15 protein-coding genes are annotated in these 17,563 nt (G+C 61.9%); 5 read left to right on the plus strand and 10 right to left on the minus strand.

What is annotated here, in order from left to right:
* Positions 1–99: 99 nt before the first annotated feature.
* From PLANPX_RS25800 to folK, 5 genes are all read right to left on the minus strand, one after another.
* On the minus strand, positions 100–831 hold the full coding sequence (locus PLANPX_RS25800) for a hypothetical protein (protein WP_152101502.1): 732 nt from the start codon (positions 829–831) through the stop codon (positions 100–102).
* 183 nt (positions 832–1,014) lie between these two features.
* Positions 1,015–1,593 (minus strand): RNA polymerase sigma factor, encoded by a 579-nt coding sequence (locus tag PLANPX_RS25805; protein ID WP_152101503.1) that lies wholly within the window; start codon positions 1,591–1,593, stop codon positions 1,015–1,017.
* Between the two features lie 306 nt (positions 1,594–1,899).
* Complete coding sequence (locus tag PLANPX_RS25810) at positions 1,900–3,195, minus strand: prolipoprotein diacylglyceryl transferase family protein (protein ID WP_152101504.1); 1,296 nt, start codon at positions 3,193–3,195, stop codon at positions 1,900–1,902.
* A gap of 153 nt (positions 3,196–3,348) precedes the next feature.
* Positions 3,349–4,203 (minus strand): pantoate--beta-alanine ligase, encoded by an 855-nt coding sequence (panC, locus tag PLANPX_RS25815; protein WP_232536249.1) that lies wholly within the window; start codon positions 4,201–4,203, stop codon positions 3,349–3,351.
* Between the two features lie 18 nt (positions 4,204–4,221).
* On the minus strand, positions 4,222–5,286 hold the full coding sequence (gene folK / locus PLANPX_RS25820) for a 2-amino-4-hydroxy-6-hydroxymethyldihydropteridine diphosphokinase (protein ID WP_152101506.1): 1,065 nt from the start codon (positions 5,284–5,286) through the stop codon (positions 4,222–4,224).
* A 1,052-nt stretch (positions 5,287–6,338) separates the two neighbouring features.
* Between folK and hemE the strand changes: the two genes are divergently transcribed.
* Positions 6,339–8,306 (plus strand): uroporphyrinogen decarboxylase, encoded by a 1,968-nt coding sequence (gene hemE / locus PLANPX_RS25825; RefSeq protein ID WP_152101507.1) that lies wholly within the window; start codon positions 6,339–6,341, stop codon positions 8,304–8,306.
* A gap of 5 nt (positions 8,307–8,311) precedes the next feature.
* Here the strand turns inward: hemE and PLANPX_RS25830 are convergent, their stop codons facing one another.
* The 4 genes from PLANPX_RS25830 to PLANPX_RS25845 form a co-directional block, all read right to left on the minus strand.
* Positions 8,312–9,487: an acyltransferase family protein gene (locus tag PLANPX_RS25830; RefSeq protein ID WP_152101508.1), complete on the minus strand. Its 1,176-nt coding sequence runs from the start codon at positions 9,485–9,487 to the stop codon at positions 8,312–8,314.
* Positions 9,488–9,754: 267 nt separating this feature from the next.
* Positions 9,755–10,531, minus strand: a complete 777-nt coding sequence (locus PLANPX_RS25835; protein WP_152101509.1) for a hypothetical protein — start codon at positions 10,529–10,531, stop codon at positions 9,755–9,757.
* 67 nt (positions 10,532–10,598) lie between these two features.
* Positions 10,599–11,636, minus strand: a complete 1,038-nt coding sequence (locus PLANPX_RS25840) for a TIGR00730 family Rossman fold protein (protein WP_152101510.1) — start codon at positions 11,634–11,636, stop codon at positions 10,599–10,601.
* A 263-nt stretch (positions 11,637–11,899) separates the two neighbouring features.
* Entirely contained in the window at positions 11,900–12,145 is a 246-nt protein-coding gene (locus PLANPX_RS25845; protein WP_152101511.1) for a hypothetical protein, read from the minus strand.
* A 372-nt stretch (positions 12,146–12,517) separates the two neighbouring features.
* Between PLANPX_RS25845 and PLANPX_RS25850 the strand changes: the two genes are divergently transcribed.
* The 4 genes from PLANPX_RS25850 to PLANPX_RS25865 all read left to right on the plus strand — a co-directional run bounded on the left by PLANPX_RS25850 (position 12,518) and on the right by PLANPX_RS25865 (position 16,291).
* Positions 12,518–13,705 (plus strand): Lpg1974 family pore-forming outer membrane protein, encoded by a 1,188-nt coding sequence (locus PLANPX_RS25850; RefSeq protein ID WP_152101512.1) that lies wholly within the window; start codon positions 12,518–12,520, stop codon positions 13,703–13,705.
* A 113-nt stretch (positions 13,706–13,818) separates the two neighbouring features.
* Positions 13,819–14,778 carry an Lpg1974 family pore-forming outer membrane protein gene (locus tag PLANPX_RS25855; RefSeq protein ID WP_152101513.1) on the plus strand — a complete coding sequence of 320 codons (960 nt, stop codon included), beginning with the start codon at positions 13,819–13,821 and terminating at the stop codon, positions 14,776–14,778.
* Positions 14,754–15,707 carry an Lpg1974 family pore-forming outer membrane protein gene (locus tag PLANPX_RS25860; protein ID WP_152101514.1) on the plus strand — a complete coding sequence of 318 codons (954 nt, stop codon included), beginning with the start codon at positions 14,754–14,756 and terminating at the stop codon, positions 15,705–15,707. Before PLANPX_RS25855 ends, PLANPX_RS25860 begins: the two co-directional genes overlap by 25 nt.
* Positions 15,708–15,805: 98 nt before the next feature.
* Complete coding sequence (locus PLANPX_RS25865) at positions 15,806–16,291, plus strand: hypothetical protein (protein WP_152101515.1); 486 nt, start codon at positions 15,806–15,808, stop codon at positions 16,289–16,291.
* Between the two features lie 273 nt (positions 16,292–16,564).
* Here PLANPX_RS25865 and PLANPX_RS25870 read toward each other — a convergent pair whose 3' ends face one another.
* Positions 16,565–17,416: a hypothetical protein gene (locus PLANPX_RS25870; protein WP_152101516.1), complete on the minus strand. Its 852-nt coding sequence runs from the start codon at positions 17,414–17,416 to the stop codon at positions 16,565–16,567.
* Between the last annotated feature and the right edge of the window lie 147 nt (positions 17,417–17,563).

Raw genomic sequence — 17,563 nt, forward strand, 5'->3', positions numbered from 1 at the left:
TGCACGTCCCTTCGCCGGCCCCGCCGGCTGTTGTTAGTGGTGGTAGTGATGTAAGAAACTGAGCTGCGATTCCCGATCACTGATCACCGATCACTCTTCTCAATACACCGGCCGATTCACCGGCCGCACGATGGCGTCGTCTACCGGTACGACCATCGGGACAACCTTGTTCTCTTGTTCGAAGTAAATCGGTGCGTAGCGGCGATGGGCCTCGAGATCGAGCCCTTGCTCGTCGAGCCGACGATCCAACTCCGGCGACGACCAGTGCGGCACGTTGCCGAACGCCCGCCCCAACTGCCGGCCTTCCACCAGCGGCACTTCAATTCGCTGCGGCACACCGTGGCGATCGTTCACCACGAGCGTCACCGCATCGCCGGGCGCGGTGCGCTCGATCCGCGGCTCGCTTGTTTTGCTATTTGGTATCGCGGCAGGCGACGACGCGATTTGCTGATTGGCCGTGTGATTCGCCGACCGCATCACGCCCGTTTGCCGTCCCACGCCGAACGCGACGACCACTGACGCCGCCACGGCCAGCCAAGTCGCCAGCGACGATCGCGATGACTCTTTGCGAGCCGCTTCGCTCACTCCCGCTGCCTCGACTGTAGAGGCAGCGAGCGTCTTAGGCTCAGCGACGATGGGGGTCTCCCGCACGAGACTCCCCATCGCGCCTCGCCATGCTTGTGCTTCGACGAAGGCCAACGCACAACGTCGCCAGCCGTCAGGCTGGGCTTCGAGCGTCGCGAGCAATTGCCGCCGCTCATCGTTCGACAGCTCGCCGTCGACCAACCGATCGATCAGCATCGCGTCGCGTTGTTCGTCGGAAAGGTTCATGGTTTTACGTCGGGGTGCCACTGGCGTGCCGCCAGTGCGAAGTGCTTTGCAAGTTAAACAATTGATCGATCGCGACTCGGGCTCGGCCAGCCTGAAGGAGTTATTCAAACCCTCGTTAGGCTGGTTGCATGGTCCTCCAGGCAAGGAAGGCACTGGCGACACGCCAGTGGCACCCGAACATGACTACCTTGCTGTTTCGGCTACTTCCGGCGCCAGGCTCGCTAGCGCCGATCGCATCCGACCGCGGGCTCGATGGAGTCGCGCCTCAACGGCGCTCACCGACATGCCCAACTTTTCAGCCAGATCGCGATAACTCCAGTCTTCCGTATATTTGAGGAGGAGCAGCTCCGCGTCGCGCGGCGACAAACGAGCGATCGCTTGCCGCACCAGTTGTTGCGTCTCCTCCGCAAGTAACCAGGCGAGCGGGTCGTGGTCGACGGCTTCGTCTCGCGCTACGCCGCTGCCGGCGTAGCGCTCGACGAGTCGCCGTCGCCGACCCGCACGTCGGCGATACTGTAAGGTTTGCACGACCGCGATGCGGTAGAGCCACGGGCCCATTCGCTCGCGATCGTTCAATTGCTCCGCTCCGCGACATGCCGCTGCAGCGACTTCTTGCAGGACCTCGTCGAGCGCATCCCGCTCGACGCCCCGCGCCGCCAGTACCGTCCGCAACCAGCGGCCATGTTCCGAGAGGATCGACGACAGGTCGATTCGCTCGGCCGAGTCGGTCTCGGCAGCACGCTGGCCAGTGGACGAGTTCATGTCACAGGCTTCACGGGGATAGTTACCGCTCAGCCTTTTGCCTTGCACGAAAAGTGGCAAAAATCCTGAAGGATTTTTTTAGCCCCTGGCTCTGCCAGGGGGTCGGCCTCCACAACGCGAGTTCCTGTGGGAGGCGTCTCCGACGCCGATGACGTTCACCGCCACAAACGCTCGTGACTGCGCGAAGCCGCATCGGGGTCGGAGACCCCTCCAACAATCTCTTGCACGAAGCTGCCCACCTGAGCCGAGACGACTACAGAGCGCAAGCCGTTCATATCCCAACGGAGCGAGTGCCCCGAGGGTTCATCAAGAACTGACGGCCGTGTCGGGAAAAGCCAGATTTCCGGCCGGTTTACGCAGCAACCAGACCCACATCGCCCCGGCCGCCACAAGCAGCAGAATGCTCACATTCTGCGAAATACTCATCCCGGTGCCGAACACCGCCGACTCGTCGACGCGGATCGATTCCTCGCAAAAACGGGCGATTGGATAGAGCGTAATCATCAGCGCCGTCACCGCGCCGTCGCGACGCCGGAAGGGGTAAAACGACCACAGCACCCACGCCAACAGCGCGGCAGTAATCGTGCTGTAGAGCTGCGCCGGATGCACGGGTCGACTGCGCGGCGGCGGCTCAATGGCCGGTATCTCGTGCGTGGCGTTGTCGCTGGTCGTCAGCACCATTGGCTTGCCTTGCAGGAAGGCTTCGTAGACGAGCATCTCGGCGCCCGCGACTCCGGCCAGCAGTTTCTCGTCGATCTTGATGACGCGATCGCCCGCCTTCAAACCGGCCGTCGCGGCGAGCGAGCCTTCGTTCACGCGATCGATGATCGCCGGCGCCATTTCGTCGGAGCTTGAGCGCAGGTGAAATCCATAGAAAGCTCCCGACGTCGCTTGGTCGCCATACGGCGGGCTGATCATCTCGGGACCGCTCTCGCGCGGGAAGGTGATCGCCCACGCCACATCCGACTCGCCGCCGTAGCAGCAACCGTTCATCAGGCACCCAATGCGGCCGAACGCGAGCCCCACGAGCATCCCCGCGCAGATCATGTCGGAGATCGCGAGCGCCGGCAATCCGCGGCGCCGCATGTAAAGCGTGAAGCCGATCATCGCGCCGATGAAGGCGCCGTACACGACGAGCCCGCCTTCGGTGAAGCTGAGCGCCGTCTTGATCGTCGACAGCACATCAGCTTGGCGGATGCGATCTTCCCAATATTCGACGACGTAAAACAATCTCGCGCCGATGACGCCGGAGATGAACATCCATACGGCAAGACCAAGAATCTCTTCACCAGCGACGCCCGCCTGTTGCGCACGATGAACCGACATCCAAATGCCGGCGATGCTGCCGAGCAGCACCATCATCCCGTAACCGCGAATCGGCACGCCGTCGGGAAAGTACTTCGGCACAAAAAACACCAGCGCCACGCCGACGATGACGATCGTCGGCAAGTGCGCCTTGAGCGCCGCCGGCCACCCCATTGCCCGCGCGGTCGACTTCAGCCCCAGCACGCTGAACACGGCCCACAACAGCAGCAACACCCCCGCGCCGAAGATCGGCACGTTGTCCCATTTCAGCGGAATCCGAAAAAGTTCAGAGCACATGGGGGAATATTACTTGGGTGAATATCTGGTCGGTTGTCGATCGTTAGCGGCGGGCTTGTCAGTTGTCCGTTGTCAGTCGTCAGTTGTGAAGGCCAGCTGGTAGATGCCGCTATCTAGTCGCAACTGACAACGGACCACTGACAACTGACGCGATTAGCCAATCCGCAAATTATCGATCAGCCGCGTCGTGCCGACCTTCGCTGCGACGGCAATCGTAATCGGGCCGCTGATCGTCGCAACTTCGTCGACCGTCTCGTCGCGGACGATCGCGACGTACTCGACGTTCACGTCGCCGGCCGCCGCCAGGTGTGCTAGCATCCGCTCACGAACCATAAGTGCGTCGCGCTCGCCGCCGGAAATTAATTCTTCTGCCAACCGCAGCGATTGGCTCAGCGAGAGCGCTCGCCGCCGCTCATCGGGGCTGAGGTAAACGTTCCGCGAACTGAGCGCGAGCCCGTCGGCGTCGCGAATGATCGCGCAAACTCGCACATCGACCGGCAGGTTGAGGTCGGCGGCCATCCGCTTCACGACGAGCGTCTGCTGATAATCTTTCCGCCCGAAGTACGCCCGATCGGCCGGCACGCATTCGAACAGCTTCAGCACCACCGTCGCGACGCCAGAAAAATGCCCCGGACGTGCGGCGCCTTCCCACGGCACGGCGACGGCGCCGACGTCGATCGACGTGCCATAGCCCGCCGGATACATCTCAGCCGCCTCGGGCACGAACACGAACTCGCAGCCCCGCTCCCGCAGCAAATCGAGATCACGCTCCAGCGGCCGCGGGTACTTCGTAAAGTCTTCGTTCGGACCGAACTGCGTTGGGTTGACGAAAATACTCGCCGCGACGCGATCGCATTCCGCGGCAGCCGCGTCGATCAAACTGAGGTGCCCCTCGTGCAGGGCGCCCATCGTCGGCACGAAGCCGACCGTCTCGCCGCCGCGCTGCACGTCGCGAATCGCGGTGCGCATCGCTTCAACGCCGTTGATCACCTGAAGGGAACGAGGCACGGCGGCGGGCATCGCGAGCTAATCCGAAGGGGGTGCGACCGCCGCCAGCTCCGGCCACACTGCTTGGATCGCCGCCGCCGCTTCGGTCATCGGGTCGGCCGCCCCGAGTTGAGAGATCCACGCGACGGGGCCGCCGGTTGGAAGGTTAGGCATTCTACGCGAACCAGCCCCGGCGTGGAACGCGGGTCTGGCGGGCTGCGTCGGCGATTCACCAGCGGCCGTGGACGCGCTAGAAAAATTCAAAATTAATTTCGGCCGGCGTCGCCGCGACTCGTCGGCGCCCGCGCGGTAGGCAGCCCACGTCACGATTTGCGGCAACGCGAGCGCACCAGGGCTCGCCGCAAATGCATTGCGGAAGTGAGCACGCAGTCGCTCGGCCCACGCTTCAGCCTGTTGCTCGCTGTCCGCGATCACTGCGGCGACATCGGTGCCATGTTGAAGTTGCCTCAGCAGCGCAGCGACCGTCCAGCCGCTTGGCGGATGGATCATTCCCGGCGCGACGGCGGCAGCCGGCTCAAGGACGAAGCGCCGAAACGCCATCCGCGGATGCGGGACAATGAGATTGTCCGCATGACAGGGCGGGCGGCGAATCTCACTTACCTGCGAACCGTCGAGAGAGCGAGCGACTAATGACTCTGAGGTCCCCTCCCCTTGAGGGGGAGGGCTAGGGAGGGGTGATTGCAGCGGGTACCAGCGTTCCACCCCCTCCCCAACCCTCCCCTCAAGGGGGAGGGAGCCAGAGAGAAGTGAATGTTGTTGAGAGCTTACGAACTGATCGTAGAGGAGTAGATCGAGATCGATCACCCTGGCTCCCCAACGTTCGGTGCGAACGCGGCCGAGCGCATCCTCAATTCGCTGCAGCGCTGCTAGCAGTGCTGTCGGCGCGAGAGACGTTTCCAATAAGGCCGCGCCATTGAGAAACGCCCCCTGCCCTGTCGGCCCGCCTATCGGGGGGGTCTCGAACCACCCGCTGCGGCGGATCAGTTGCGACTCCGGCAATCGCGCGAACTCGTCGAGCGCGCCGCCAAGCTGCCGCGCGCGGTCGCCGAGATTCGCACCGAGGGCAACAAGTGCGTGAGCCATCGCCAAGCAAGCCGACTACGACTCTCCGCAGGCGCAATAAGAGACCATGAAACAAAAACGGGGCTTGTGGCATGGTACCACAAGCCCCGTTTAGGCGCCTCACGGCGAAAAAAGCTGGGGAGGACATCCGGGCACGCGAAATGACTTCGCCGACGGTCGATCCAGTCAGTCGTCGCCCCCCAACGCATCGAATGGCGTCTCTCACTGCGAGTATTCCCCCCACGCAGGAGCGCCAAATTTGTTCTTCACGCTGAGTGCAGGCGTCGCCTCAGCGGTCTGGTTCGCATTGCGACGCCAGATCGAGATGATCTGACGGGCAAGTTGCGTGCCTAGTTGGGAGGCGGCGTTCGCAATGCGCGCAACGCCTCGCAAAATGAGACACAACTAACCGCGACGCACAGGCTAGGTCGCGCCGCCACAGGAGACGAAGCCTGCCAAGCAATTCCAAGCACGACGCATGATGGGCCACAATCACACGCGTCGGAAGCAAGTCGCTCGGCCAAACTTCCTGTTCGAACCTGCGGTCATTTTGCGGAGTTGTCGTCGTGTGTCAAGCAACTTTTTGCAGAATGAATTCAGCGCGTCGCGCAGTGCATTTGTGCGACACCACAAAATGTGTTGCGCGCGGTAGTTGACAAATTGTGAAGCGTCGAATGCGTGACGCTCGCGCGATCTCAGGCCTTACAATTCTGGTTGCGCTAGTGCTGATGCGCAGGTCAGAAAATGCGAACTAAATTGCAAACCGCGAATCACGCGAATCGTCGCGAATAATTTCGGTTGACAATGACACGCACGAACAAACTGTTTCCGTCACTCACAATGGAGTGCGCAACCCAGAGCCAACAGAATTTTTTATTCGTGCCAATTCGCGTGATTCGCGGTTAATCTTCTTTGCATTTCATCCGTCCGTTTCGCAGAAAAACCGCCACATTCCCGCGGAAAATCCGCAGGTCGGCGGCCGCGCTCCAGTGTGATAAACTGGGCGATTACCCAGCACTCGCCGCCGTCGCTCACCACGGCGGGCCATCACATACGCACAGGTCGATCGTTTCATGGGAACTTCGCCGCCGTCGTACGACGGACTCCGCATCGCCTCGTTCGAAAGTCGCAAAGCCGACGACACGACGCGGATGATCGAACGCTTCGGCGGCGTCGCGCATGTGAGTCCCTCAATGCGCGAAATCCCCGTCGAAGCCGATCGCTCGGTCGTTGATTTTGGTCACCGTCTCATCACCGGCCAGATCGAAGCCGTGATTCTCCTCACCGGCGTCGGCACGCGCGAGATGGTCGCGCGCGTCGAACGTCACATCGATCGCCAACGCTTTCTCGATACGCTCGCCGACGTAAAAACGATCGTCCGCGGACCGAAGCCGCTCGCCGTGATGCGCGAGTTGCAGATCACGCCGACGATCGTCGCGCCAGAGCCGAACACTTGGCGCGAAGTCCTCGCCGAACTCGACGCGAAGCTCCCGGTCGCGAATCTCACTGTCGCGGTCCAAGAGTACGGCGTGCCGAACGTCAGCCTCGTCGCCGGCCTCGAAGCCCGCGGCGCCATCGTCGAATCGTTCAAAGTCTACCGCTGGGATCTGCCCGAAGACGCCGCTCCGTTGCGCGAGAACATTAAGCGACTCGCTGCCGGCGAACTCGATCTAGCGATGTTTACTTCCGCCCAGCAAGTGCTCCACGTGTTGCGCGTGGCCAAGGAACTCGACCTCGAACAACAAGTTCGCGACGCCTTCCGCCAAACGGCGATCGCCTCCGTCGGTCCGACCACCAGCGAAATGCTCCGCGCGAACGGCCTGCCGGTCGACTTCGAACCGTCGCATCCTAAGCTCGGCCACCTCGTCGCCGAGTCGGCCTCGCAAGCGAAGTCGATTTTGGAACGCAAGCAAACAATCGCCGCGGGCTGGAACCACTACACGGCGGTCACCACGCAGGCCGCCGCCCCGCGAGGCGCTCAGCGCGACCTCACGCAGCACGACAACCACCCGTCGCAGGCCGGCCCCTTCATGCGAGCCTGCCGCCGCGAGCCGGTTCCCTACACGCCGATCTGGCTCATGCGGCAAGCGGGCCGCTACATGGCCGAGTACCGCGAAGTCCGCGCGAAGCAGTCGTTTCTCGAACTGTGCAAGAACCCCAAGCTCTGCAGCGAAGTGATGTGCACCGCCGTCAATCGCCTCGGCGTCGACGCGGCGATCATCTTCTCCGACCTGCTGCCGATCCTCGAACCGATGGGCCTCGACCTCGAGTTCGCCCCCGGCGACGGCCCGCAAATCCACAACCCGGTCCGTGAATCGGAAGACGTGTCGCGAGTGATCGAACTCGAAAGCACCGAGTCGCTCCACTTCGTCTTCGAAACGGTGACGCAGACTCGCAAAGACCTGCCGGAGCACATTCCGCTCATCGGCTTCTCCGGCGCCCCGTTCACGCTCGCCAGCTACGCGATCGAAGGGGGCGGCAGCCGCAACTTCCTCCACACGAAGACGCTGATGTACCGCGAACCGGCCGCATGGCGAGAACTGATGGAGCGGCTGTCGCGGTCGATTACGCGTTACCTCAACGCCCAAATCGCCGCCGGCGCTCAGGCGGTGCAATTGTTCGATAGCTGGGTCGGCTGCCTGTCGCCCGCCGACTACCGGACGTTCGTGCTGCCGCACGTCCGCAGCATCGCCGACGGCCTTTCGCCCGGCGCCCCGCTGATCCACTTCGGCACCGGCAACCCGTCGCTGCTGCCGCTGATGGCCGAAGCAGGCGGCGACGTCATCGGCGTCGACTGGCGGATCGACTTGGCTGATGCGTGGCGCACCGTGGGCTATGACCGAGCCGTGCAAGGGAACCTCGACCCGACGATCTTGCTGGCCGACCGCGCGTCGATCGAATCGCAAGCCCGCGCGGTGCTTGCCTCCGCGGCGAATCGCCCTGGCCACATCTTTAATCTCGGCCACGGCGTACTGCAGCAGACGCCGGTCGACAATGTGAAGGCGCTCGTTGAGTTTGTGCAGTCAGAGAGCCGGCGCTAAGCGACTCAAGCCGCCCTCTGCAGCGGTTCCGCTTCCGGCGGCGTTAGCCTGACGACCGCGTTGCCGGTAGTCCGCGAAGGATGCCAGCGATCCCGCAATTTCAGCACGGGCGCCTCGACGATCTTCGCCATCCCCAGGCCGATAATGAACGCGGCCGCCATGTAAATGGCCTGTCGCAGCGGCCACGAGACGCTGCCATGCATCTTCGGCACGGCCCACTGCATGACGGTCATGTGCCACAGGTAGATCGAATACGAATACGTGCCGAGCATCGCAAGCCACGCGATCACTCGGTTCTTGGGAATCTCGCACATCAGCACGCCGATCATCAGTGCCGCCGAGCCGACGTAACACTGCGCGTACCCGAACGTCACCAGGTAGGCGATGCTCATGGGAATGAAACTGCGAGAGAACAGCAACGCGACGCCCGCGGCGATGAGCACGAACCGAAGCGGATGGGCGATGCGGCGAAACGACTCGGCATGGAAATGGTAGGCATATGCCACCAGCGTCCCGAAGAACAGCGAATCGAGCCGCAGGTGAGTGTGAAATGTATGAGCGTAAACGTTGTATTCTGGGCGCATTTTCCAGTTCATCAGCCGGATCGCGGTTCCTGCGATCAGTACCGCTCCCACGAACCACGGCACCGCTCGAAAGGGATTCGCCGCACCTCGATTTCTCCACATCATCGCCGCCAGCAGCAACGGCATCACCAAGTAAAAATGCTCTTCAACCGCTAACGTCCACGTATGATTCCAGAGCCCTTGCAAGTAACTCTGCAAGAAGAAGACCTCGGCGAGTACCCACTCCTGAGGCGGCGTCCAATTGAGTGCGTACCGCGCATGCAGCAGGGTCACGCCGATCAACACGAAGAACGGCGGATAGATCCGCCAGGCCCGCCGGGCATAGAACCGCGCGATCGACACCTCGTTCCGCTTGCGATATTCAGAGAACAGCAATCCGGAGACGAGAAACCCGCTCAGCACGAAAAACAGGTCGACGCCCCGCGCACCGTTGTCCATCCACTCGCGGATCAGCGGCCGCAGGGGCGAATCCCAACCCTCGGGCAACGCCTCCATATGGCAACCGAGCACCAACAACACGGCGAGCAGACGTAGGAGGTCCAGACCGGCCAGACGCCCTTTTTCGCTAGTATTAGTGGAAGTTGCCGAGGCTGTCATCCGTGACGCTCCGCGGGCCAAGACGGGCCAAACGGCCGCTATTCAACTCTCTATCCCGCCTGACTACCACATACGGCGACATTACGTCCAGAGCACGTTATCCAAATACCGCACCCCAAGAAACCGGCCAACTAGCGGTACAAACGCCGAAAATAGCACGCGACTGCAGCCACGGAACGCTGAAGAGGTCGTCCCAAACGACTAAACGCCCCCTAGCCGGAGGCCCACGGCCTCCGGGGGCGACACCAGCGGCTTGGACCGCCGCATTCAAATGATGTAGCAATCCCCCGGCAGCCCCAACGGAACGATGGCGGATTCGCGATCAAGGTAGTGTCGAATTGTTCTAAACGAATCGCGATCGGATGCTGTGGATTCTTCGGCAACCATGTACACGCGGGGAAGGCCTTCAATCTGATACATCGTGTATTCCGAGCCTTCGCGACGCTCTACAGGCTTTGGAAACATCAGCCCATTCACGCTCTTCTTGTAATAAGTCTCGAACGTTTCTTTCCGATTGGGATCCGGTTCGACATCGTAAATCCAAGAATCTCTTAGTACTTCGCGAAGCCTTTTATCTCGGTCTGCCGCCGACACGCTGCCAGCTCGTTCCAGCACTCTTCCAACGAATTCTCTGGTCAAGCGATACGCCGGCTCCTCACTAATTAGTTGGTCGAAGGCGACGGCGAAATCAGGATCGTAACAGCCGCTCGTTCGCAGTCGGTGAAAAATATCGGAATACCGATTCGTCTTCGCTCCTAGTTCCTGATAATGCCTCGGCAGTTCTCGATAAACATCGAACTGCTTCAGATCCATCTCGCGAACACGACTCGCCAGCGTCACTTCGATTTCCCGAATCTGTTCTGCACTGAAGCACCTTCCATCCCCCGGCGGTCCGTCGTAATGGCCATCGGAAACGCGAAAATAACCGTGAGCAAACTCGTCGGAGGCGTCGCGATTTAGCGCCGGATGCAGGCAGGCGTACCAACGCTCACAACCGGGCTGCCGGTCGAAGAAGTACCGTTGGTCGAACGAGAAGACGTTCATGAATTGATTGAATGCCCTAGCCTCGCCCCGAAACAACCAGCCAACGGGCCACCGTTCGACTTGTGGCCTACGATAGCGTAGGCACATGCCGCTTCGCTTCCTCAATCGCCGGCGGCTTCGCTTCGTTGATTAAATCAATCAGCACCCGCAGCCGCCCATAGTTCCGTCGATTGAAGTGAAACGCCAACCGCGGCAACGTCGAGAGGCTAAAGTCGTCGGCTTCTTCCTTAAACGCTTCGCGCTGCACGAACTCGCCCTTCGCCAAGAGGTCGGTGAAGTCGCGATTGATCTCCGCGAGCGTCTCCTCCGGCAGCTTGTGCTGCAAGCGGAACACTAGTTCCTTCCGCACGAACCGCATGCTGTGGAACACACGATAGAACTGCATAATCTCGCCGACAGTCTCCTCGACCGTGTCGAACACTTTGTACAAACGGAAGTCAACGTGCGAGATCATTCGCTCGCCCCACAGATGCTTGTCGACGAACGCGTGGAAGTCTTTCCAATAAGTGCCGCCCGGCTCGTCGAGCAAAATCACGGGCACCATGTCGCGTTTGCCTGTTTGCAACAGCGTGAGCACTTCGAGCCCTTCGTCGAGCGTGCCGAAGCCGCCCGGCAGGCAGACCACGGCGTCGCACTCTTTGACGAACATCAGCTTGCGCGTGAAGAAGTACTTCATGTTCACGAGCTTCGGATCGTCGCGAATGATTTCGTTCGACGACTGCTCGAAGGGCAACATAATGTTGAGCCCCATCGAGTTCTCGCGCCCCGCGCCGCGATGCCCCGCCTCCATGATGCCGCTGGCGGCGCCGGTGACGACCAACCACTGCCGGTCGGCCATCTCCTTGCCGAGCTCCATCGCCTGCACGTAGGCCGGCGCGTCGGCCGGCGTGCGGGCTGAGCCGAAGACGGTCACCTTCCGCTTCCCCCGATAGCCGGCGAAGACTTTGAACGCATACCGCAGTTCGCGGATCGTGCGGGCGAGGATCTTCAAGTCGCCGCGATCGATGCGATCGGCGTGCATCTTGTCGGTCGACTCGCGTAGCATCGCGATCAGATCGGAAATATCGTCAGGCTCCATCGGAAGCTGGGAATCAACGGTCGACATGCTCTTTCGCTCTCTCTAACAGTCAGCGCAACGCACAGGCCCTGGGACTGCGCTGGAACGCGGTTCGATTTTTTTGACAGGATAACAGGATGTCAGAGATCAACGGGATGAAATTCGTTCTTACCGAAATCCTGTCGATCCCCCTCATCCTGTAATCCTGTCCAGTCTTCAGTATTCTTAGCAACCAGACGCAACGAAAACAGCCCGGCGGGTGACGCCGGGCTGCTTCGAAGGTGTTCAAACTCGGTCGCGAGCGATCCCGCTCAGGCCGAGGGGCGACGGTAGTACTGGTAGGCCAGCAGCACTTCGTACAGGTCGGCCGAGAGGGTGATCTCGTCGTCCTCGAAGTCGCTCAGCCAAGTGCGACGGCTGTTCACGGCGTCGGCGAGCAGCGGCAACACCTCGCTCAGCGGGGCGGTGACGCAGGGCTTGCCGGCGGTCGACTTGGCCAGCGTCGGCGTGCTGACTTCTTCCGGACCGCGGTAAATTCTCAGGTAGCTAGCAGACATCTCGAGGGGTCCCTCCCATCGGTGACATGTCGTAACGCGATGACTCAGTTGCGTGCGACGCATCGGGCTCATCCATGAGCCGCTCACGCCATCAATGGCGCATGCGCCCCCTCACACGCATTGGGTGGTATCGTCTGGCGCGGTTTGGGACGTTGAGCCAATCGGAGGGGAAATCGGAAATGTGCCCAAAGCCGCTGCTAGCGGAGCTTGGCCTGCATATTCCGTCGACAGCAGGCGCAAACCCTCACTCGCGCGCGAAAATGCGCCGATAAAGTCGACATTGCCGCGACATTTCGCCGCCTGATCACGCCTCGGAGCCGCCGGCTGCTAGCATGCCGACCGCCTCTGCGGCCTCCGCTTCTGCCAAATCGCATGACGAGCCCAACCTCCACCAGCGTGCCCGGCGAACGCGCCGGACGCCGTTGGCGGGCTTGGTGGCGAGTCGTGCTACTGCTGCTGGCGCCCTGCCCGCTCGCCGCTCGCGCTGCGGAGCCGGTCGCGGAACTCGCCCCGCTGCCGCCGGTGCTCGAACAGCCGAGCGAGCTCGCCGCCGCGGAGTTCGAACACGCGACGCCCGTCTCGTTCGACGACGCCCTCCTGCAGTCAGCGCCGTCGCCAGCTCACCGCGTCTCGTTCTTCGCCGACCTGCTCATTTGGAACGTCCGCGAAGGCGCCGCCGACAACTGGGCTCAAGAGATTGCTCCCCCCAGCGGCCTCGCCAACAGCGGCACGGTCCAACTGATCGACGCCCCGTTCGACTGGAACGCCGGCCTCCGCGTCGGCATGGCGAAGCAACTAAACGATGGCTTCGACGTCGGCCTCGCTTACACGAACTTCTCCACCCAGGCGACCAACCAAGCCTCGGGCGCCGTCTACTCCGCCTTCCTCGGCAACTTCTACGTCGACAACACCGACGGCTCGTCGTTCGGCCCGCACTACGAGCAGGCCGCCGTCGATTGGGATTTTGACTTTCACGCGATCGACTTCGAAGTCGGCCGCACCTTCGTCGTCGACCATTCGCTCACGCTGCGCCCCTACGCCGGCTTGAAAGCGGCGATCATCGACCAAACGATTCACTCGCGTTGGCAGAACCCGATCAACGACGGTTCGCACGTTTATCTGTTCGATTCCGCGGTTGAGAACCTGCAGCAAGATTTTTGGGGCATCGGCCCCGCGATCGGCGTCACAGGGACCGCTCCGCTCCATACGTCGTCGAGCCGTTCGCTCCGCCTCGTTGCGTCGCCCTCGGCCGCGGTGATGTACGGCCACTGGAAGTTCAGCGACCGCTACCAAAACGACGGCCCCACGTCGACGACGATCGGGACGCCGACATCGATCGCGATCGATGCCAGCCCTATCGACGGCGCCGCGACGATGGCTCGCGGCTTCGTCGGCATTGAATGGACGCAACAGTTCGCCGGAACGACGGCGGCCATCAGCCTCGGCTACGAGGCACAGGTTTGGTTGAACCAGATGCAGTTTTACTCGTTCAACATGGGGCGATTGAATAACCTCACGTCGCTGCAGGGAGGGCTGATTGAGCTGAGCTTTGATTTTTGATGATTAATCCCCCTCCCTTGAAGGGAGGGGCTAGGGGAGGGATTAAAAAAGACCGCTGGCATCAAGCCAGCGGCTCGCCTGGAAGTTGGAGTTGATGCTTTAACTGATTCTGCATGCCGCGTCTTACGAACTACCTGCTGCTGCTCTTACTCGCCGCCGGCGCCTCGCGCGCCGTCGCCGCGGAACAGCTTGCGCCGTTCGCCGACGTGCTCGCCTGGCAAGCCTCCCAAGAGACCTCCTCCGTCTGGGCCAGCGTCATCAGTTCCGATCCCGCGACTTCCACCGACACATTCACCCCCGCGCAAGTCGACTTCGATTGGAACGCCGGCCTCCGCGCCGGGTTCGAGTTCACGCCCGACGAATCGCTCTGGAGCTCGCAGCTCTACTGGACCTACTTTCCTACCGAGCAAACCTCCTCGATCGCCGACGGCGCTCACCTCATCCTTCCCGAATCGTTCAGCGGTTTCACGAGCGGCCTCGACGCGTTCCTGTTCACCGCCGCGTCGATCAAGTGGCAACTCGATTACAACACAATCGATCTCGTCGCCGGCCGCGACATCCCGCTCACGGAAACGCTTTCCATCCGCCCCACGCTCGGGCTGAAGGCCGCGATCATCAACCAATCGATCCAAACCGATTGGCAAAACCCGCTCATCGGCCTCCACGCGACCGGCGACGTTCAGCACGACTACTGGGGTCTCGGCCCCGCGTTCGGCATCGACGGCCGTTGGGGCATGAAAGAGAGCGGCCTCAGTCTCGTCGGCTCGTTCTCCGGCGCCTTCATGAACGGCGTCTGGAACGTCACCGACCGCTTCCAACACGATCCGTTCCTCATCTACCCTGCGGAGAGCATCACCACTACCGTCAAAGACTCGGCCCTCGGCACGTTGATGCTCCGCTATTTCTTCGGCCTGCGGTGGAGCCGCCCCGGCCACGTGTCGACCGCGGTTCACCTCGGCTATGAACTCGAGTGGTGGGCCAACCAACAGCGACTGCCGACGTTCCAGCAACTACCCATGCATGGCGACCTCACATTACAGGGGGCGTCATGCGGCGTATCATTCTCCTTCTAACGCTCAGTTGGCAACTCCTCTGCCACAACGCGAGCGCGCATGCGCTCGAGTTCTTCGGCGACTTCCTCTACTGGAAGGCGACCGAGACCGTCGACTGGACGCTCGACCAGAACAGCAATCCCGCCAACCAGTTCGTCGCCTACCGCACCATCGAGTATGGCTTCGACCCCGGCTTCCGCGCGGGCGTCGCCCATGAAGGCGATCTCGACGCAAGGTTCTACTACACACGGTTCCACACGAGCACGTCCGACTCCGCGACCGGCCAACTGACCGGCGCCTTCATGGGCGCGAAGATGAACCAGCCGCCGGCGCCGACGAGCTACTTCGACGTCGGCCAGGTCGCCGCCGAGATCGACTACAACATGTTCGACTTCGATCTCGGCCGCCGCTTCCAGCCTAGCGAATCGCTGATGCTGCGGCCCGTCGTTGGCCTCCGCGCCGGTTGGATCAACCAGAACATCGACTCGCAGTTCGACGCCAACTACCTCGACAACGGCGCGCCGCTCCATCGCCAGGTGAACGAAGCGATGACCAACGACTTCTGGGGGATCGGCCCGAAGCTCGGCCTGGAAAATGCTCTGAACCTCCATCGCGGCGAAGCGTGCGAGTTCAACCTCGCAGCCAACTTCTACGCGGCGTACCTCATCGGCCACTGGGACGTCGACGACGTCACCCGCATCGCCAACACGCAGAACGGCAGCACGACGAACTCGAATTACGTCGTCGACGTCGACAGCCGCGACTTCGGCGCCCTCGCGTTCCAGGCGATCCTCGGCCTGAATATGAAATACGGCCGTTGGACCGGAACGGTCGGCTACGAACTAAACGACTGGCTCAACCAGGGCCAATTCTTCGACGACGCCACCGGCCCCCACGACAACGACCTGCTGCTCCAAGGCCTCACGGCGCGGCTCGGTTGTAGTTTTTGAGCGAGCGCCTAGGATAAATGCGGTAGCCGCTCCGCTACCCCCGGGCAGAGCCCGGGGCTAAATTCCCTCACGTTCCATCATCGCCCCTTCGCCCTTCCATGGACTTCCGCGAACGACTTCAACGCGCCACCCTCCGCGGCCAGCAGGCCCGCGACGCCGAGGCGCAGGCTCAAGCCGCCAAGGCCCTCAGCGAAGAGGAGTGCCGCCGGCTTCACGCGAGCTATCGAAACATCCTGAACGACCACATCGAAAGTTGTCTCAAGCAACTCGCCGAAAACTTCCCTGGCTTCAACTACGAACCGGTAATCAGCGACAAGGGTTGGGGCGGCGCCATCCGTCGCGACGACTTCGGCATGAGCCACGGCCGGCGAGAAAACTACTTCAGCCGTTTGGAGATTCTGGTCAGCCCCCACAACCAGTACCACGTCCTCGACGTGGTCGCGAAGGGCGCCGTCCGCAATAAGGAGAACTTCAGCCGGAATCACTACCACCTGCTGAAGGACGCCGATCTCGACGCGTTCAAGAATATGATCGAGCAGTGGACGTTAGACTACGCCGAACAATACGCGGCCAGCACGACGTAGCGTCCTAGCCCCTGGCTCCAAAAATAAACCCTGTGGTTCCCTCCCCTTGATGGGGAGGGTTAGGGAGGGGTGATTGAGGCGGGTACCAGGGTTCACTCCCCCCTCCCCAGCCCTCCCCTCAAGGGGGAGGGAGCCGCAACATTTCTCTTGGGGAACGTCCCCAACTGGGGCTAGAAGAAACAACACAATAAAAGAAGCCGCGGAGGTTTCGCTCCGCGGCTTTTCTGTTCCATCGCAACGTCAAACGTCACGCCGTCAGGCTAGAGGCCCGACCTACGCATCCATCGGTGCGAGCGTCAGCTGACGCAACGCATCGAGACACTCAATCACCGACTCCGGCGTCGTCTCGGCCCACTCCAAGCGACGCTGCGTGATGATCGCCAGCTTGAACTGCTCGAACGCATCGGCAATGTCGTCAGGCAGGTCGCCCACTTCGACGCTCAACCGGGTCCGCTCTTTCTTTTGGCTCTTCGGCGATTCGTCATCGTAGGACGACGAGCTCGACTCGCCACCTTCCGATTCCGCCTCTTCGTCCGACTCTTCTTTCGTCCGCTTGGCGGTCCCTTCGACCGACTTCACCTCGGCCGATTCGCCGGTGATCGCATCTTCGCGCGACGCCATTTCCGACTCGTCTTCGCCGAGCCATGGCGCCTCTTCATCGTCGCCCGCGGCTTCCTCGTCGTCAGCCGGCATCGTTTCGCCTGGCTTGCCGACTGTTTCCCAACGTTGGCCGCGCATCTGCGAGACCGACCAACCGTTGTGGATCGCCCCTTCGAGCCACATCTCGGCGTCTTCCCAATCAATCGCCGCTTGGAAGTGACTCCAGAACAAGCCTTGGTACTGATCGAACGCGTCGCCGAAGCGTTGGTAGACGCGACGCAACCGGCCGACGTGCTGGCTGGTGACGCGGCCGACGAGGTTCGACCACGCTTCATCGGAGTACTCGGTCACCGCGGCGCCGGAAGCGAGCAGCGCTTCGCGCCATTCGCAAATGATTCGCCCCTTTTCCCAGTTGGTCGTACTGACCAGGCGATTCCATTGTCCGACAAACCGTCCTGCAGCTTCGTCGGTCGACGACGCTCCTTCAGCAACAGCGGTGTCAGACTCGTTCTTTCCGGCGGCCATGCAGATCGCTCCTTGCAGCGTGAAATTCCCAGACGCCGACGAGACGCTCGCCTCGTCGGGGCCGCGGATTCTATCACGCTAGCGACGAGCAAAACCACAAGGCGCAAGGGGCGCTGGCGTGGAAAAGAGCGGAGTTCTCGCACGGCG

This window comes from Lacipirellula parvula, from assembly GCF_009177095.1.
Lineage (GTDB): Bacteria > Planctomycetota > Planctomycetia > Pirellulales > Lacipirellulaceae > Lacipirellula > Lacipirellula parvula.

Excerpts from the sequence above, each read along its gene's own strand:
- PLANPX_RS25800 (WP_152101502.1), bottom strand. The coding sequence starts at position 831 with ATGAACCTTTCCGACGAACAACGCGACGCGATGCTGATCGATCGGTTG.
- PLANPX_RS25805 (WP_152101503.1), bottom strand. The coding sequence starts at position 1,593 with ATGAACTCGTCCACTGGCCAGCGTGCTGCCGAGACCGACTCGGCCGAG.
- PLANPX_RS25810 (WP_152101504.1), bottom strand. The coding sequence starts at position 3,195 with ATGTGCTCTGAACTTTTTCGGATTCCGCTGAAATGGGACAACGTGCCG.
- folK (WP_152101506.1), bottom strand. The coding sequence starts at position 5,286 with ATGGCTCACGCACTTGTTGCCCTCGGTGCGAATCTCGGCGACCGCGCG.
- hemE (WP_152101507.1), top strand. The coding sequence starts at position 6,339 with ATGGGAACTTCGCCGCCGTCGTACGACGGACTCCGCATCGCCTCGTTC.
- PLANPX_RS25830 (WP_152101508.1), bottom strand. The coding sequence starts at position 9,487 with ATGACAGCCTCGGCAACTTCCACTAATACTAGCGAAAAAGGGCGTCTG.
- PLANPX_RS25835 (WP_152101509.1), bottom strand. The coding sequence starts at position 10,531 with ATGAACGTCTTCTCGTTCGACCAACGGTACTTCTTCGACCGGCAGCCC.
- PLANPX_RS25840 (WP_152101510.1), bottom strand. The coding sequence starts at position 11,636 with ATGTCGACCGTTGATTCCCAGCTTCCGATGGAGCCTGACGATATTTCC.
- PLANPX_RS25845 (WP_152101511.1), bottom strand. The coding sequence starts at position 12,145 with ATGTCTGCTAGCTACCTGAGAATTTACCGCGGTCCGGAAGAAGTCAGC.
- PLANPX_RS25850 (WP_152101512.1), top strand. The coding sequence starts at position 12,518 with ATGACGAGCCCAACCTCCACCAGCGTGCCCGGCGAACGCGCCGGACGC.
- PLANPX_RS25855 (WP_152101513.1), top strand. The coding sequence starts at position 13,819 with ATGCCGCGTCTTACGAACTACCTGCTGCTGCTCTTACTCGCCGCCGGC.
- PLANPX_RS25860 (WP_152101514.1), top strand. The coding sequence starts at position 14,754 with ATGCGGCGTATCATTCTCCTTCTAACGCTCAGTTGGCAACTCCTCTGC.
- PLANPX_RS25865 (WP_152101515.1), top strand. The coding sequence starts at position 15,806 with ATGGACTTCCGCGAACGACTTCAACGCGCCACCCTCCGCGGCCAGCAG.
- PLANPX_RS25870 (WP_152101516.1), bottom strand. The coding sequence starts at position 17,416 with ATGGCCGCCGGAAAGAACGAGTCTGACACCGCTGTTGCTGAAGGAGCG.